This window comes from Polynucleobacter sp. 80A-SIGWE, assembly GCF_018882295.1.
Lineage (GTDB): Bacteria > Pseudomonadota > Gammaproteobacteria > Burkholderiales > Burkholderiaceae > Polynucleobacter.
The window spans coordinates 575,836-592,751 of the sequence record NZ_JACVOR010000002.1 but is presented as its reverse complement, the minus strand read 5'-3'; the positions used below and the strand labels follow the sequence as shown (position 1 = coordinate 592,751).

Sequence of the window (16,916 nt, the reverse complement as noted above, 5' to 3'; positions counted from 1 at the left end):
ATTAATGGGGTTTAGCTACCGCCATTGGATTACTTCTTACATGGGGGCTTAGTGGATGTTTAATAGGCGATCAGATACCCATAGTTCGATGCAAGATTTTGGGCTTCATTTCATCCCAAAGGCTTTCAAATTCTTCCGCCCTATCTTCCGATAACTTAATGGGCTCAAAGAGACCGCTAAAGAAGATGGATTTTTTAGGAGCTAAGGTTTTCTCAAACTCAGCAAGACCAACCGGCTTATCGTCAATATCTCGCGTTAATTGGGCTGAGCACACAATGGCTTCAGCATCATCCCGGTCGATTACTGCAAACTCGATCAACTGCTGGGATTTGTCCAGAATGACTAAAGTTCCTCGTGCGTAGCAAACAGCCTCATGCTCTTGAACGATATAAGCCAAGAATTGATCTTCTTCCTCTTTACTCATGCGCAGATCATCAATGAAAAAGAGGTATTGATCCCCCGCCCCGTTTACCAAGGTGAAGACCTTGGGAATCACACCATGCCCTAAAGCCAGGTTGCGGTAATAAGAAGAAAGTTCAACAGCGAGGTTTTCAGCGAAAAGATGCATAAAAAAATAATGTAGTGAAGATTATTCGGTACGAGTTTTTATAGACTCGATAATTTTTAAGAACGGGTCAGCCTTAACGCAGCTTTGGCCTTTAAAAGGTTGATCTGTAATCACCAATAGCGAGATAAGTGCGCCCAACGTAACTGGCAAAATTTTCAAACCCATGAAAAATGAGTCTGAAGGCAAGAACAAGGTATTAATACCAAGTAAGGCCACCATACAGATGATGATGACTACCCAAAATAAATTCGGCAAGCGTACTGAAGATCGCTCTATGCGCGACTCCCTGCTTTCAGCAACCTCTTCCGCTTTTTTGAGGATATCGGTATACATTGCCGTCTGCCTATTCGTATGAGGCTCCAAAGATAGAAGCTGGCGAGAGATTCCACGCCAAAGCATATGGGTCTTTTTACTACCCAAACCATCCTTCATCAAATCCCACTCATCAAACACGATCGAGTTCATATACTCAAATAACTCCTTACGAACAGGTGCGATTGCAGGATCCCCATAGCGAACCAATAGACGATCCAAATTATTAATTTGACCAGCCTCTCTAGAAACTAAGGATTGCACTTCACGAAAATTGGTTTGAGCTTGGTTTAATAAGAAACCAATTAAGAGGCCGCTCAAAGTAATGATCGAGCCAAAAAGACTCAAACCCAATCGAGTACTGTCTTGGGTAGGGGCAAACATCGGAACAGCCTGCAAAACGCGGGGCATTACATCGAGCAATACAACGAAAAACAAAACCAGAATAATTAAAATCTGAGTATTGCTACGCCTATAAATCCAATTGAAAAACATATACGCCCTTAATTGCTTGTTAATTACCTATTAATTGCCTAGGGTATTTTTTAAGAAAGTCATCGTGCGCTCCCAGGCTAAATCAGCAGCGGCTGAGTTGTACTGCAATGGCGGCAAGCCCCTTGAATCCGACTTTGGATTAGCAAAAGCATGCTTAGCGTCATAGCGCTGGAAATCATATGTGACCCCAGCAGCCTTGAGCTTCTCCTCCAATTGATCAACGCCTGCAATGGAGAAGAAATCGTCATGAAGAGCCCAGTGCGCTAGCATCGGCTTTGTCATGGCAGATGCGTCAACATACTCTAATGGAGGATATCCGTACCAAACCACTGTGCCATCGGACTCTGGAACAAGTCCAGCAGATAAGACCGTCAGCGCACCACCCATACAAAATCCTGTGACAGCGACTTTATTGCTACCAGTTGCTTTGAGGTACTGAACGGCACCGCGGATATCTTGGCTAGCAGCATCACCAAAATTAAGATCATTCATAAGGTGCTCTGCTTCATTTGCCTCGAGCGCAAGTTTGCCGCGATAGAGATCCGGAACCAAAGCGCGGTACCCCGCTTTTGCTAAACGGTTGGCGACATTTTTAATTTCATCATCAAGCCCCCACCACTCCTGAATCACCACTATGCCAGGAGCATTTTTTGGATTAGTAGGCTCAACTAAATAAGCCTCAACTGAAGCGCCGTCCGGTCTTTGAAATGTAATCATGTCGATCTCTCTTTTGAAAATGAATTGGGCTTAGCGTGCCTGTTTATCGGTATGAATATAGCCCACCAACCAGAAGGTAAGCAAGCCACACAGAGCTGCGCCATAACCAACTAGGTTGTAGTGATCCATCTTCCCATCGGCACCAATGGTAACCACTACACCAGCAATAACAGAGGCTAGCCCAGATGCCAGCATCTGCACTGAACCTACGAGACTCATAAAGGTTCCCCGAATTTTGGCCTCAACAACTTGACTCACGATAGCCATCGCCGGAATCATACGGCCTGAAACCAAGACAAAAAATGCGGTGGAATTAATCAACACCACCCAAAGCGGCACCGGCATGAGATTGGTCGTCACGAGCAAGGGAATAAGACTGATCACCGCAAGGGCTCTAAATACCTTGACCTTGCCGTAACGATCAGCCATATGCCCAATAATGCGAGAACTCATCAGCGTAGCAATCCCGCCGCATAGATAAATTAAAGAAATATAGGAGTTATCAATCCCTACATTGGATGTCAGATAGAGAGCGATATAGGGAATCACAGAAAACCCAGTCAACATAATCAGCGCCATAAAAATAAATGCACGCAGATGCTGGTGGGCGACAAAGATATTCCAGATTTGACTGAGGCGACTACCCTCATGGGTATGACCTAGGTGTCCAGAAATCTTAGGGATATTGCGATAGCCTAAATACAGGATGAGGCTCGATACCAAAGCGATAAAGATAAATGGCGCACGCCATCCTAAAGATGGAATGTTATTAGCCAGGAATAAACTCAGCGGCACACCTGCAACTGTAGATACAGAGAACGCCGACATCACCGTACCCAAAGCCTTACCTCTGCGTTCGAACGGTATTGAATCCGCAATGATGGTTTGAACCAGTGAACCCAAGATGCCGCCAAATGCTCCTGCGAATGCGCGAGCAATAAATAGCGAATGGTAGTCAGGGGCCAAACCACAAACTAAGGTTGCAATAATGAAGCAAGCATAAAGACTGAGTAGAAGTACCCTTCTCTCAAAGCGGTCTACAAAATACGTAGCGAAGACACCGGCAATTGCCGCGGCAAAAGTATAGGAAGAGAGTAATAGGCCAAACTCATGCGTATTGATATTGAGCTCACGAATAAATTCGGGGCCCAAAGGCATCATGATCATGAAGTCCAGGATATGGGTGAACTGAATTCCGGCCAGGGAGAATAAGAAAAAGCGCTCTTTGCTCTTTCCGCCTGGCATGTGATGCTCGGTCAAGGGTTTCTTTACATGAAATTAGAGATGTGCCATTATCAACCGACAAAGAAATCAATGCCTGAACCCACCCAATACCGACCACATGAATAACATCCTCACCGCATTCGCCGACTTCCCTTTTGTATTGCTGGCGCGGGATACCGTCTGGGGAATTGCTTGCTTGATTCTCATTCTGATGTTTCATGGCAGCACCATTAATCACCTCTTTATGCGCTTCGAGCGTTTGACACGTGACAACATTAAGCTAACCCAATACAACCGGGTTTTCTTTCATTTCTATGCAACCTTTGTATTTCTAGCCTTGATTCACCTATTGGAGATTCTCCTTTGGTCTTTCTTCATTATTGGCCTTGGCATCATGCAAACCCCCTTGGCCGCAATTCTCTTTGCAGGAAGTTGCTATACAACTGTGGGTTTTGAGTCTGACACCTTGGTTAATGGATGGAAAACCTTCGCATTTTTCATCTCATTTAGCGGCCTCTTTTCATTGGCATGGACCACGTCCATCATGATCGGTATGACCGCGGCTTATAAAAATGCTTGGGACCAAAAGTACAAAAATACTCGCGCCTACTAAGCAAATTCGATCAAATTTCTGTAATTTGGGGTAATTGGGTGTATCATTAGGGTTAACCCTTAAGGAGCTCACCATGGCACATTCAAACTCAGTCCAGTTTCACCAGGCACCAGCCTTTAGCTTTAAGCCTTTATTCGCAATTAAAGACTTCTTTGCCTTGTTGGCAGCCGCATTTAGCGAAGCTAAAGTAATGGAACAGAAATCACGTAAAACTAGTGGAAATTGGTAATTTATTGCTGATTTAGCCCTGTTTTAGGCCATTTTTGGCCAGTTTTAAGAAATAAGCCTCTGTTTTTTTGGAGGCTTTTTCTTTTATAGGTGCTAGCGTTTGATGTAATACCCATAGACACAACGTGAGCCGCCCCGAGACGGGTTGTGCGTATCTTCAATAACACCATCAATAACAGCGCTTAAGTGCTTAGAAACCTTCACAATTAGCCTGCCTGAGGGTAGCTCATTGGCCAGCATATGCACTTGGCAGCCAGCCCCAACTTTCATTGTGGGAAACCAAACAAAGCCGTGACCCAGAATGTAGTCATGAAAGACATTGCGGTGATTGCCATTGCGAGGTGAGGCGCCCTTAGCATTGAGCCTTCTAGCCAACTTATCGTTTCTTTGCTCCGCATAGGCTGCATTAGCGGCACGAAGATCTTCATAGACCTGCATATAAGGCAACTCAGCTGCGATTGCGATGGCACGAACCACGCAGTCACCGGCACCCCCTTTAAAGCCTGCGGCTTCCCTACCCCCATCATTAAGCTGAAACCCAAGCGCCCGTCCACGAGCAGTGGCCAGTTTGGCAAAGGGATTTAAAAAACTAAACATGGGATGGCTGGGAGCTTAAGTAGGTTGCAGGCAAAAGAAAAATGGACTTGCCTCGCGACAAATCCATTTCTTTTGAAGCAAAGAGCTAAAAATTAAGCGTGAGCTTTCTTCACTTCCAAGCGCCATGCATGAAGCAAAGGCTCGGTATATCCATTTGGCTGCTCAAGACCTTTGAAAATCAGATCGCTAGCTGCTTTATAGGCATAAGAGTCTTTGTAGTTCGGCATCATTGGCTTGTATAAAGCATCGCCAGCATTTTGACCATCAACTACTTTAGCCATACGCTGCAAAGTCTCATTCACTTGAGCTTCAGTCACAATACCGTGCAATAACCAGTTAGCAATGTGCTGACTTGAAATACGCAAAGTAGCGCGGTCTTCCATCAAGCCTACGTTATGAATATCAGGCACCTTAGAGCAACCAACGCCTTGATCAATCCAACGAACTACATAACCCAAGATACCTTGGCAATTGTTATCCAACTCTTGCTGAATTTCTTCCTTAGACCAGTTGGCTTTTTCTACCACTGGAATAGTCAACAAATCATCAATTAGGGCTTCAGCTTCAGCAGCCGTATCTAACTGCTCCATCTCTTTTTGCAATTGCGCTACGTTAACTTGGTGGTAGTGCAAGGCATGCAATGTTGCCGCTGTTGGAGAAGGTACCCATGCAGTATTTGCACCTGCTTTAGGATGAACGATCTTCTGCTCAACCATGGCTTTCATCAAATCCGGCATTGCCCACATTCCCTTACCGATTTGAGCGCGGCCACGTAAGCCACAATCCAAACCGGCCAGAACGTTACGACGCTCATAAGCGGATAACCATTTGCTGGTCTTCATATCGCCTTTGCGCATCATTGGACCTGCATGCATTGCTGTATGCATTTCATCGCCTGTGCGGTCGAGGAAGCCAGTATTAATAAAGGCAACGCGCGCACCTGCTGCAGCAATCGCCGCCTTAATGTTGGCGCTCATACGACGCTCTTCATCCATGATGCCTAGCTTTACAGTGTCCGCTGGCAAGCCAAGCAATTTCTCAACACGGCCAAAGAGTTCACCAGCAAAGGCAACTTCTTCAGGGCTATGCATTTTTGGCTTAACGATATAAACAGAGCCTTTACGTGTATTGCCGATTGCCTGAGTTGCGGGACGGTTAATGTCATGCAAGGCGATCAATACAGTAACTACTGCATCCAAAATACCTTCGTAGATTTCTTTACCGTCGCCAGTAATGATTGCTGGGTTAGTCATCAAGTGACCAACGTTACGAAGGAATAGCAAAGAGCGGCCATGCAAAGTCACAACGCCATCTTTAGCATCAACAGCGCCAATGCCGGCAGTGTACTTACGATCTGGATTTAATGTGCGAGTAAAGGTTTTGCCACCCTTGCTCACTTCTTCTACCAATGTACCCTTGAGAATACCTAGCCAGTTTTCATAAGCAACAACTTTGTCATCACCATCAACAGCTGCAATCGAGTCTTCCAAATCTAAAATGGTAGAAAGAGCCGCTTCGAGCACAACATCATTTACACCAGCAGCATCGCTAGCGCCAATTGTTTTACTCTTATCGATTTCAATATCAATGTGTACGCCGTTATTGCGCAAGAGTACTGAGGAAGGCGCAGAAGCATTGCCTTGATAACCTACAAACTGCTTCTCATCAGCCAGACCTGTTTTGCTGCCATCCTTCAGGCTAACAACTAATTTATTACCATCCACTGTGTACGCAGTAGCATCCGCATGTGAACCTTTAGCCAACGGTGCAGATTGATCTAAAAATTGGCGAGCAAACGCAACAACTTTTGCACCACGAATCGGGTTATAGCCACCAGCTTTAGTAGCGCCGTCATCTTCAGAGATCACGTCTGTACCGTAGAGGGCGTCATACAAAGAACCCCAACGTGCATTAGCAGCATTTAATGCATAGCGCGCATTGAGAACTGGAACCACCAATTGAGGGCCAGCTTGGAGAGCCAATTCATCATCAACATTCTTAGTAGTGCCCAGAACTTTGCCTGGCACTTCATCTAAGTAACCGATTTCTTTCAGGTGCTTGCGATAAGCAGGCATATCTTTGATTGGGCCAGGATTAGCTTGATGCCACTTATCCAAATCCAATTGCAAGCGATCGCGCTTAGCCAACAAAGCTTCATTCTTTGGGCCTAGGTCCTTAACGATTTCGTCAAAACCTTTCCAAAAGTCGGCACTTTTAATACCTGTGCCAGGTAGGACCTTATCTTCAATGAAACGATATAACGGTGTAGCCACTTGCAGGCTATTACATTGTGTACGTGCAGTCATCTATAAACCCCAAAACAAATATATAAATTAAATATACAAAAGCGAATTAAGAAAATCTCTTATTAACCTTTGAATGGATGTTGCAGAAGAATCGTTTCATCACGTTCAGGTCCTGTTGAGACCATAGCGATCGGCTTTCCTGCAACTTCTTCGATACGACGCAGGAACTTCTGTGCCTCTATTGGGAGTTTGTCCCATTCACGAATACCAAAAGTAGTTCCCTTCCAGCCTGGGAAATCCTCATAAATTGGTTCACAGCGCGCAACAGCTTCAGCGCCACGCGGCAATACATCTAATTTCTGACCATCTAGGTTGTAACCCACGCAAAGACGAATAGTCTCAAAGCCATCCAAGACATCAAGCTTAGTGATGCATAAGCCAGATAGACCGTTGATCTGAATAGAGCGCTTCAATGCAGCAGCATCTAACCAACCAGTACGGCGTGGACGACCAGTAACGGAGCCAAACTCTTTACCTACTTCAGCCAAACGCACGCCAACTGGATCTTGCTTGGCTGGATTATCAAAGTCGTACAACTCACTTGGGAATGGGCCCGCACCAACACGTGTGCAATAGGCTTTAGTGATACCCAAGATGTATTGCAATGAATCTGGACCAACGCCAGATCCAGCAGCTGCATTACCAGCTACGCAGTTGCTTGAAGTTACATAAGGATAGGTACCGTGATCAATATCGAGCAAAGTTCCTTGTGCGCCTTCGAATAATAAGTTTTGACCAGCCTGCTCTGCTGCATATAAAGCGCTAGAGACATCAACTACCATTGGCTTAATGCGTTCTGCATAAGACATGGCTTCTTCTAAAGTCTTTTGGAAATCAACTGGCTCAGCTCCGTAATAGTTTGTGAGCATGAAGTTGTGATATTCCAAGTTCTCACGCAATTGCGCGGCAAACTTTTCTGGGTAAAACAAATCTTGTACACGTAAGGCGCGACGCGCGACCTTATCTTCATACGCTGGTCCAATACCGCGGCCTGTAGTACCGATCTTGGCATTGCCACGTTTTTTCTCACGCGCATGGTCAATCGCTACGTGATACGGAAGAATTAATGTGGTTGCTTCAGAAATCTTCAAACGAGATTGAACATCCAATCCTGCAGCTTCTAGCTCACCAATTTCTTTAAAGAGCGCTTCAGGAGAAAGTACAACACCATTACCGATGTAGCAAATCACATTCTTATGCATGATTCCAGATGGGATCAAGCGCAGAATTGTTTTCTTGTCGCCAATGATCAAAGTATGACCAGCATTATGTCCACCCTGAAAACGTACGACTGCTTGAGCATGGTCAGTTAACCAATCCACTACTTTGCCCTTGCCCTCGTCACCCCACTGGGTGCCAATGACAACGACGTTACGACCATGAGCTTGTTGCTTTGAAGACATAATGAAATCCAAAAGGTAATTACAGAATTAGTACGTTATTAATAAAGCGAGTTATTTCTTTTTTAGCTCCCATGAGCTGCCCTGCTTTACCAGCTCACGATCACAAATATATTCAGCAGTTTCTACAGCGTCGCCATCCATTGCTTGAATGACTACTTCACCAGCATTGCGCAATTCAGCAATCTTGCTAGCCAGACTTGTGTCCACAATCCAAGGCGCTACGATGGCAGGCTTTCTTGGCGCAGTAGGTGCAAGATTGGCGAGAGTCAATAAATCCATTGAAAAGCCAGTGGCAGGACGAGGACGTCCAAATGCTTGGCCAACATGATCGTATCTACCACCACGAGCTATAGGCTGTGGAAACTTATCAACATAAGCTGCAAACATCACACCGCTGTGATATTGATATCCACGCAAATCAGCCAAATCGATACTGAGTTCAACCGGATTAGGCAATGCAGCAATTGCAGCAGCAAGCTTTTCTAATTGAGCCAAGGCCTCATCAATCAACTTGTGTTTTGGCAAAGACTTTTTAGCATCAGCCAATACTTGAGCGCATGGTCCATTCAACTCTGTAAGGGCCATTAAAGCTTCAGCAGATTTAGTCGGCAGGCATTTAGCCCAAATAGCCAAGCGGGGTCGATCTTTACTCTGTAGCAAGCTATAGAGTGCCTCGATATCACCCTTCTCAAGACTTTGCCCATCAAGAATTCCGGCGAGCACACCAGCATGAGACAGGTCTAAATAAACCTTGTTCAAGCCAGCAACACTTAATGTCTGCAATAACAGTGAGACTGCTTCAAAATCCGCTTCCCAACTTGCGCAGCCATAAATTTCGGCGCCGAGTTGCAATTCTTCGCGAGCAGAACTACCCACTGGGGTACGAGCGTGTGCAATAGAGCCTGCGTAGCAAAGACGAGTTACACCTTTGCGATTCAGTAAATGGGCATCAATGCGAGCAACCTGTGGAGTCATATCAGCACGCAGACCTAATGTACGACCAGATAATTGATCGACCAATTTGAATGTTTGCAAATTGAGATCTGAGCCAGTGCCAGTGAGTAATGAGTCGAGGAACTCCAGAATCGGAGGGGCAACTAGCTCATAACCATAGGACTCATACAAATCCAGAATGGCACGACGCAGAGACTCTACCTTACGAGCCTCGGCTGGTAAAACATCAGCAATATCTTCAGGAAGTAACCAACGATTCATGATCTGAAATATTCACTTTCAATTTTTTTTGTGCAAGAACTTAAAGAACTCGCCATTAGGCTCAACCACCATGACATCCTTCTTATCTTTGAAGGAGCTGCGGTAAGCCTCAAGACTTTGATAGAACTGCGCAAACTGTGGATCGCGACCAAACGCTTCTGCATACAGCGCAGTGGCCTTTGCATCGCCTGAACCTTTAATCTTTTGTGCATCACGATAAGCTTCAGCCAAAATTGTGTCGCGTTGACGCTCAGCGTTTGCTCGAATCTTGTCTGATTCTGCTGCGCCAGTAGAGCGGAGCTCATTGGCAACGCGTTTGCGTTCTGCTTCCATGCGGCGATAAACAGAATCACTAATCTCAGCAAGTAAATCTACGCGCTTAAGTCGGACATCCACAATTTCTACGCCGATATCTGAAGCATCATCAGCCACCTTTTTGCGTATACCTTGCATTACCTCTTCACGTTGATCGGAAATCAACTCACGTACGGTACGTTTAGTGAACTCTTCGTTCAAAGCGGATCGAACTAACTGGGTTAAGCGATCTTGTGCCAAGCGCTCATCACCCTTAAAGCTGATGAAGAATTTACGTGGATCAACAATGCGCCATTTCACATACGAATCCACTAAAAGATTCTTCTTCTCAGCAGTAATAAAACGTTCTGCTTCAGGGTTATCGATTGTGAGAATGCGGCGATCAAAGAAACGTACGCTTTCGAACGGCGCTGGATATTTGATTTGCAAGCCAGGTTGCTCGATTACACGAACGATCTGACCAAATGCAAAGACAACAGCAAAGTTGCGTTGATCAACAATAAAAATGCTGGATGCTAGAACATAGGCAAGCGCAATTAATCCAGCAATGCTAGCTAGGAGACGATTTGCATTCATTATCTTGCCTCCCGATCACGACTACGTAAGCCATCACGTTTATCAGCAGCATTTGCAGATCCAGAACTCGGTGCGGCAACACTAGGAGGGCTTGCGACTGGCGCCGCAGGATTACCTGTTGCCCCACCCACCGTTACAGATCCAGTTGGTGTAGTTGCAGGCGCTTGGCCTGTTGCCACTTGAGTACTTTCAGCGCTTACTTGAGCGACCAACTTATCTAGCGGGAGATACAGGAGGCTATTGTTTTTAGTCGTGTCCACCAAAACTTTAGTTACGTTGTTATACATCTCACGCATGCTGTCGATATACATACGATCACGCGTTACGCCTGGAGCTTTTGCATACTCCACAAACACTTGTTTAAAGCGGGCGGCGTCACCTTCAGCTGTAGCCACTACTCGCGCCTTATAACCCTCAGCCTCTTGAATCAAACGCGCTGCTGTACCTTTGGCGCGCGGAATAATATCGTTCGCATAAGCCTGACCTTCGCTCTTTAAACGCTCTTGGTCTTGCCCTGCTTTTACAGCATCATCAAACGCAGCTTGTACTTGCTCTGGCGGCTGAACGTTTTGAACGGTCACGCTGGTTACATAGATGCCGGTCTTGTAGCTGTCTAAAATTTTCTGGATCGAGTTTGCGAGATCAACACCGATCTTCTCGCGCCCTTCGTACAAGACGGTATCCATCTTGCTACGAGCAACGATTTCACGAACAGAAGTCTCTGCTGCTTGAACCACTGTGGCATCAGGATCGCGATTATTAAATAAATAATCGGTAGGATCTTTTAATCTGTATTGAACAGCAAAGCGCACATCAATAATGTTTTCATCTTCGGTCAGCATCGAAGAATCTTTTTGATTGGTTGCCTTAATTAATGTTGGGCGACCTACTTCTACAGATCTCACGCCAGATAAATTAACCGTCTCTTGAGATTGAATTGGCCAAGGCATGCGCCAGTTAATGCCTGGCTTGGCGGTGTAATCGTATTTACCGAAAGTAGAGATCACTCCAGCTTGGCCTTCTTGAATAATGAAGAAGCCACTAAAGATCCAAACCAACAGCACGCCACCAGCAGCCAACAAGACGGTAGCTTTAGAGCCAAATGGATTGCTGAAGTTGAAATTAGGCGCACTCATACCGCCACCACCATTACCGCCATTGTTACCACCACCATTACCGCGCTGAGATGGCGGAGGAATGTCAGTGCTATTCGGTTTATTGGCTGGCTTGCTTGATGTTGCGCCGGGTTTTTTCTTGCCGCCAAAAATACCACTGAGGCGGTCATTGAAATCACGCCACAGTTCATCTAAATCTGGAGGGCCATCTGGCTTAGCTGGTTGCTTATTTGGCTGAGTCTCTACCGGCTTTTCAGCATCTGGATTATTCGGTTCAGCTTGGGGGGATTGATCGCTACCCTGCCCACCTTTGGCATCTTTGGATCCACTGCCTGGTTGACTATTGCCCCAGCCTGGATCATTGACCGAAAACAGCTCAAGAAATTTACGCATCGTTTGGTGAATATTTTCGGTTGGGAATCGGGTTAAATTCAGAAGTCTCTGGTCGTTCGGGTAAAGGAGCTAAAAACTCGTCTGGGTCCATTTGGACTTTGGCACGATTCTGCTCGACCCTTATTCTATCAGTCATTTGAGAGCATTTGGCGAGGGCTGAACGCAATAAATCCAGGCCTAGGCCAGTCTTGGCAGAGAGGAAAACCTGGCTCGGAATTCCCTCGGAATCGCGGACCAGGACTGCACCCTCCGTAAAGGTCTGGGGCATCTGGTCAATCTTGTTCATCACCTCAATACGGGGGATGTCATCTGCACCAATTTCCCGTAAAACAGCCTCTACTTCAGCCTTTTGCTCCCTTGCAACCGGGCTACAGGCGTCAATAACATGCAAAATCAGGTCCGCATGGATGGTTTCGTCCAAGGTGGCCCTAAATGCCTCTACTAATTGGTGGGGTAATTCGCGGATAAATCCAACCGTATCGGAGACCACAATCGACCCTACGCCATCTAAATGGACCTTTCGGGAGGTGGTATCGAGAGTCGCAAATAGCTGATCTGCGGCATATGTCCCTGCTTTTGTGAGGGAATTAAACAATGTGGACTTACCAGCATTGGTATACCCGACCAGGGATACTGAAAAGACGTCCTTGCGGTTCCGTGCCCTTCTTTGGGTTCTTTGCTGGCGTTGGAGCTTCTCAAGCTCTGTTTCTAGACGCTTGGCCTTAGTTGCCAGCATCCGTCGATCAAGCTCCATCTGGGTTTCACCTGGGCCACCACGTACACCGATACCGCCTCGTTGACGCTCCAAGTGACTCCAGGCTCGCACTAATCGAGACATTCGATAGCGCACTTGAGCCAGCTCAACCTGAGTTTTACCAATATGACTTTGCGCTCTTTGACTAAAGATATCCAAAATCAGGCCTGTACGGTCCATGACATGAAAGCCAATATGGCGCTCGAGATTGCGTTGCTGTGTTGGGGATAGCGAATGGTTAAAGATGACTAATTCAGCACCTTGTTCTTCCATCACTTTTTTGACTTCATTTGCTTTGCCTGAACCAATGAATAAAGCTGGATCAGTTTTGCCCTTACGAGCAATCACACTAGCTGTAGGTATAGAGCCGGCACTCTCAGCCAAAAGGCTGAGCTCTGCCATGCTGTCCGCAAAATCCTCGCGGCCTGTGTCAACTCCAACTAGAACGGCACGTGCCGCATCTACACCTGTTTTATACAGAGCTAACTTCTTCCGTACGGAACTCCACTGCACGAGCAGGAACGATCGTGGAAATGGCGTGTTTGTAAACCATCTGGGTCACGGTATTGCGCAAAAGGACGACGTATTGATCGAAAGATTCAATATTGCCTTGCAGCTTGATGCCGTTGACAAGATAGATGGAGACAGGAACATGCTCTTTGCGTAAGGCATTGAGGAAGGGATCCTGTAGCAATTGGATTTTGCTGTTATTCATACTGCTCCTTATTGGTTTTTATACGCTGCTTCTATTTTGGGAGTCTTGCTTTTTTTATTGATCAATCTACTGCTTACTGCTCATTACTGCACCTGTCTACCTCCAACATAAGGGGTCTGATATTCAAAAATCAAGCCCCTCACTGAAAACACTAATAAAGCTATATCGCTATTTTTACTTCTTTTTGCCTTTTTTGCCTTTGTCCGCATCAACATAGGGGTTTTTGGCTGTATTCATCTGAATGCGCAATGGGGTACCGCGTAACTTGAAGACTTCTCTAAAACGACCTTCCAAGTAGCGTTTATAGCTATCAGTAACACCGCTCAACGAGGTTCCATGAATCACCACAATCGGGGGGTTCATACCACCTTGGTGGGCATAGCGTAATTTAGGACGACCCATACCCACGCGCTTAGGCTGCTGATGCTCAATGGCCTCTTGCAAAATACGGGTGAGTTTAGGAGTTGGCAATTTCGCCATCGCTGCGGCGTAAGCGAGATCAACGTCTTTAAATAACTCTTTAAGGCCGGTACCTTTTTTAGCTGAAATTGGATGTACGTTTGCAAAATCGAGGAAGCGTAGTTTTTGAGCAATCTCTAAACGCGCACGCTCTTTAACGTAAGCATCCAAACCATCCCATTTATTAACAGCAACAACCAATGCACGCCCTGCTTCCACAATAAAGCCAGCGATGTGTGCATCTTGCTCTGAAATATCCTGTTGGGCATCGAGCATCAAGATGACCACATTGCAATCGGCAATCGCTTGCAATGTTTTTACAACCGAGAATTTCTCAATCGCTTCAAATACTTTTCCACGACGACGCAGGCCTGCAGTATCAATCAAGATGTAAGGCTTGCCGTTACGCTCGAAAGGAACTTCAATTGCATCGCGCGTTGTTCCTGGCATGTCAAATGCAATCACACGCTCTTCACCGATCAACTTATTGATCAAGGTGGATTTACCGACGTTAGGACGACCCACTACCGCAATCTTCATTGGGCGATTAGGATCGTTTTCTAATTCTTCTGGTTCTGGCTCTGGGATCCCTAATGAATCCAAAGCATCATCGATCAAACCACGAACACCATCACCATGTGCTGATGAAATCGGGAATGGCTCACCAAGACCCAACTCATGGAAGTCTGCAGTGACAACGCCAGCTTGCATACCTTCCGTTTTATTCACCGCCAGGATGACTGGTCTACCTGTCTTGCGCAAGAAATCAGCAATCACACGGTCTTGTGGCGCCATACCCAAGCGGCCATCCACCAAGAAAATAATGATGTCGGATTCGGCTACAGCTTGCTTGGTTTGCTTAGCCATCTCAGCAACAATGCCGGTCTTGGCTACTGGCTCAAAACCGCCAGTGTCTACGCAAATAAATGCACGCTCACCAATACGACCTTTACCGTAGTGACGATCTCGAGTTAAACCCGAGAAGTCAGCAACCAAGGCATCACGGGAGCGTGTTAAGCGGTTAAAGAGTGTCGATTTTCCAACGTTAGGACGACCGACAATAGTAATTACTGGATTCATTTTGGACTGTACGCCGCTAGTTTGCCACCTTGAGATTGAACCAAGATGAGGCCATTCACCGCAATCGGTGCGGCTGTGATTGGACTACTGTCATGACGAATGCGTGCCAGCATTTCACCATTCGCTTGTGAAAGTGCATGCACATAACCCTGTGCATCACCAACGAGTAATACCCTGCCCACTGCCATTGGCTCACCAACATCTCTAAATGTTAGCTGCGTGTTTTCCCAAACTTGTGAACCATCCTTGACTGCAAAGGCAGTGACATACGATTTTTCATTGGAGGAGAAAACCAGGTCAGGACTTTGTGCTGTACCAGTAAAGCTTGAATAGTCTTTGAACCACAAAAGGTTTCCAGTACGCGCTTGACCGCAACCTACGCGACCTTGATAAGAAACAGCGCAAATAATTTCGCCTTCCATACTTGGCTTAGCGGTCACATCATTAAGGCGCTCAATTTCAGAGAAGCCTTTTGGAAATGAAACTGGAGTCTCCCAAACCAAACCGCCATTGGCAATTGCAATCATGCCAAAACGACCACCAGCAAATCCAGTCACAATCACTTCATTATTAATCGCGAGCATGCCGTAGCCTACACGCAATGACAGTGCAGATTGTTGACGTTGATAAGTCCACTTACGAACACCAGTCTGAGCATCAAGACCAACAAAGCGATTATCTAAAGTGCGGATAATGACCAGTCCACCAGCAACTACTGGCTCAGATAAGACTTCACTGCCAACACTGACATTCCAGATAGGCTTGCCGGTATCGTCGTAAGCATAGACCGTGCCTTTGGTGGTGACCACCGCAGTAGTACGGCCGTCAGATCCAGGGCCAATAGATAAGCGATCTGGTACAGATGCTTCCCAAACTTTTGCACCGGTACGCAAATCAATCTTCGCGAGATTGCCACGATGCGATGCTGCATAGACCGCATCACCTGCAACTGCAGGATGAAAGTTAAATGACTCAGATGATCCGACGCTGGTGGACCATACAGGAGTTAAGTCAAATTGATTGGTAACTGGGACGAGCTCAGCAGGCTTGCGAACACGTGAGCCACCAGAACAAGCTGTTAAGGCCAGCACTACAGAACCCAATACGAGGGTTGTAGTTGCTAATTTTGCTACACGTTTGCAATCCATCATCACTGAGCTACTCCTCCGACGGCATCCAATTTAACCTTCAAGAGACGACGCGCCTCTTCAGGGAATTCTTTTGCATCATTCAACTGCTTCCATGCAGCTTCATAACTCTTACGCGCATCCGCAGTATTCTTTTGAGCCAAATACCAATCGCCACGACGCTCTAACCACAATGCCTCAAAGCCTGCGACACGCTTTTCTTTCAGAATGGCATCCGCTTCAGCTAAATCTTTTTCAGTGCCCTGCTCTATCAGCTGCGCTATCAAACGCAATTTAGCTAAAGCCAAATAACCCTGGTCGGAAGAATTCTTAGCAGCCCAACGTAAATAATCCATAGCTTTTGCTGAGTCACCCGCATCAGATGCAATCCTCGCAGCGACTAAGCTGGACATTGCCGCATACGGTGTACCAGAAAACTGCTTTTGCAAATCATCAGCAGCACGTAAGGTTTGATCTTTATCACCCTTGTTAATCGCGGTAACCATGGTCTCGTATAACTGAGATGCGGCTGCGGCTTGGCTAGTACGCCACCATTGGTAACCGCTATAGGCTGAATAAGCAAATAAAGCAGCAGTCACAACACCGGTAATCAGGTTGCGATACTTTTGCCAGAATGCTTTAAGTTGATCTACTTGTTCTTGTTCTTCTAGGTCTAAAGGCATGTCAATCCAAGCTAATAAATA

At 46.2% G+C, this 16,916-nt stretch carries 17 protein-coding genes; 2 read left to right on the top strand and 15 right to left on the bottom strand.

Annotated features, from left to right (window positions below; genetic code table 11):
* Positions 1-70 precede the first annotated feature (70 nt).
* Genes ICN25_RS07830 through ICN25_RS07815 form a run of 4 tightly spaced genes read right to left on the bottom strand, consistent with a single transcriptional unit; the run spans position 71 to position 3,352 of the window.
* Positions 71-568: a hypothetical protein gene (locus ICN25_RS07830; protein ID WP_216181031.1), complete on the bottom strand. Its 498-nt coding sequence runs from the start codon at positions 566-568 to the stop codon at positions 71-73.
* 21 nt (positions 569-589) lie between these two features.
* The gene (locus ICN25_RS07825) at positions 590-1,375 is read right to left on the bottom strand and encodes a DUF4239 domain-containing protein (protein ID WP_216181028.1); all 786 of its coding nucleotides are present in this window, start codon (positions 1,373-1,375) and stop codon (positions 590-592) included.
* Between the two features lie 30 nt (positions 1,376-1,405).
* Positions 1,406-2,092, bottom strand: coding sequence for a dienelactone hydrolase family protein (locus ICN25_RS07820; RefSeq protein ID WP_216181026.1), 687 nt, complete (start codon positions 2,090-2,092; stop codon positions 1,406-1,408).
* A gap of 30 nt (positions 2,093-2,122) precedes the next feature.
* Positions 2,123-3,352: an MFS transporter gene (locus ICN25_RS07815; protein WP_255536727.1), complete on the bottom strand. Its 1,230-nt coding sequence runs from the start codon at positions 3,350-3,352 to the stop codon at positions 2,123-2,125.
* An 82-nt stretch (positions 3,353-3,434) separates the two neighbouring features.
* Between ICN25_RS07815 and ICN25_RS07810 the strand changes: the two genes are divergently transcribed.
* Together ICN25_RS07810 and ICN25_RS07805 are read left to right on the top strand one after the other, a co-directional pair.
* Positions 3,435-3,929 carry a hypothetical protein gene (locus ICN25_RS07810; protein ID WP_216181022.1) on the top strand — a complete coding sequence of 165 codons (495 nt, stop codon included), beginning with the start codon at positions 3,435-3,437 and terminating at the stop codon, positions 3,927-3,929.
* A gap of 73 nt (positions 3,930-4,002) precedes the next feature.
* A complete protein-coding gene (locus ICN25_RS07805; protein ID WP_215333306.1) occupies positions 4,003-4,158 on the top strand; it encodes a hypothetical protein in 156 nt (51 codons plus the stop codon).
* A 92-nt stretch (positions 4,159-4,250) separates the two neighbouring features.
* Here ICN25_RS07805 and ICN25_RS07800 read toward each other — a convergent pair whose 3' ends face one another.
* The 11 genes from ICN25_RS07800 to ICN25_RS07750 all read right to left on the bottom strand — a co-directional run bounded on the left by ICN25_RS07800 (position 4,251) and on the right by ICN25_RS07750 (position 16,895).
* Complete coding sequence (locus ICN25_RS07800; protein ID WP_216181019.1) at positions 4,251-4,754, bottom strand: hypothetical protein; 504 nt, start codon at positions 4,752-4,754, stop codon at positions 4,251-4,253.
* Between the two features lie 92 nt (positions 4,755-4,846).
* Entirely contained in the window at positions 4,847-7,060 is a 2,214-nt protein-coding gene (locus ICN25_RS07795) for a malate synthase G (RefSeq protein ID WP_216181016.1), read from the bottom strand.
* 62 nt (positions 7,061-7,122) lie between these two features.
* Positions 7,123-8,463: an adenylosuccinate synthase gene (locus ICN25_RS07790; protein WP_216181013.1), complete on the bottom strand. Its 1,341-nt coding sequence runs from the start codon at positions 8,461-8,463 to the stop codon at positions 7,123-7,125.
* A 51-nt stretch (positions 8,464-8,514) separates the two neighbouring features.
* The gene (locus tag ICN25_RS07785) at positions 8,515-9,678 is read right to left on the bottom strand and encodes an ATP phosphoribosyltransferase regulatory subunit (protein WP_216181010.1); all 1,164 of its coding nucleotides are present in this window, start codon (positions 9,676-9,678) and stop codon (positions 8,515-8,517) included.
* An 18-nt stretch (positions 9,679-9,696) separates the two neighbouring features.
* Positions 9,697-10,569 carry a protease modulator HflC gene (gene hflC, locus ICN25_RS07780; protein WP_216181007.1) on the bottom strand — a complete coding sequence of 291 codons (873 nt, stop codon included), beginning with the start codon at positions 10,567-10,569 and terminating at the stop codon, positions 9,697-9,699.
* Positions 10,569-12,077, bottom strand: coding sequence for an FtsH protease activity modulator HflK (gene hflK, locus ICN25_RS07775; protein WP_216181004.1), 1,509 nt, complete (start codon positions 12,075-12,077; stop codon positions 10,569-10,571). Before hflK ends, hflC begins: the two co-directional genes overlap by 1 nt.
* Positions 12,070-13,344 carry a GTPase HflX gene (gene hflX, locus ICN25_RS07770; RefSeq protein ID WP_370624715.1) on the bottom strand — a complete coding sequence of 425 codons (1,275 nt, stop codon included), beginning with the start codon at positions 13,342-13,344 and terminating at the stop codon, positions 12,070-12,072. Before hflX ends, hflK begins: the two co-directional genes overlap by 8 nt.
* Complete coding sequence (gene hfq / locus ICN25_RS07765; RefSeq protein WP_114653200.1) at positions 13,304-13,546, bottom strand: RNA chaperone Hfq; 243 nt, start codon at positions 13,544-13,546, stop codon at positions 13,304-13,306. The genes hflX and hfq overlap by 41 nt, the downstream gene beginning before the upstream one ends.
* A 174-nt stretch (positions 13,547-13,720) precedes the next feature.
* Complete coding sequence (gene der / locus ICN25_RS07760) at positions 13,721-15,085, bottom strand: ribosome biogenesis GTPase Der (protein WP_216133455.1); 1,365 nt, start codon at positions 15,083-15,085, stop codon at positions 13,721-13,723.
* On the bottom strand, positions 15,082-16,236 hold the full coding sequence (gene bamB, locus ICN25_RS07755; RefSeq protein WP_216181001.1) for an outer membrane protein assembly factor BamB: 1,155 nt from the start codon (positions 16,234-16,236) through the stop codon (positions 15,082-15,084). Before bamB ends, der begins: the two co-directional genes overlap by 4 nt.
* Entirely contained in the window at positions 16,236-16,895 is a 660-nt protein-coding gene (locus tag ICN25_RS07750; protein ID WP_216180998.1) for a tetratricopeptide repeat protein, read from the bottom strand. The genes bamB and ICN25_RS07750 overlap by 1 nt, the downstream gene beginning before the upstream one ends.
* Positions 16,896-16,916: the final 21 nt, after the last annotated feature.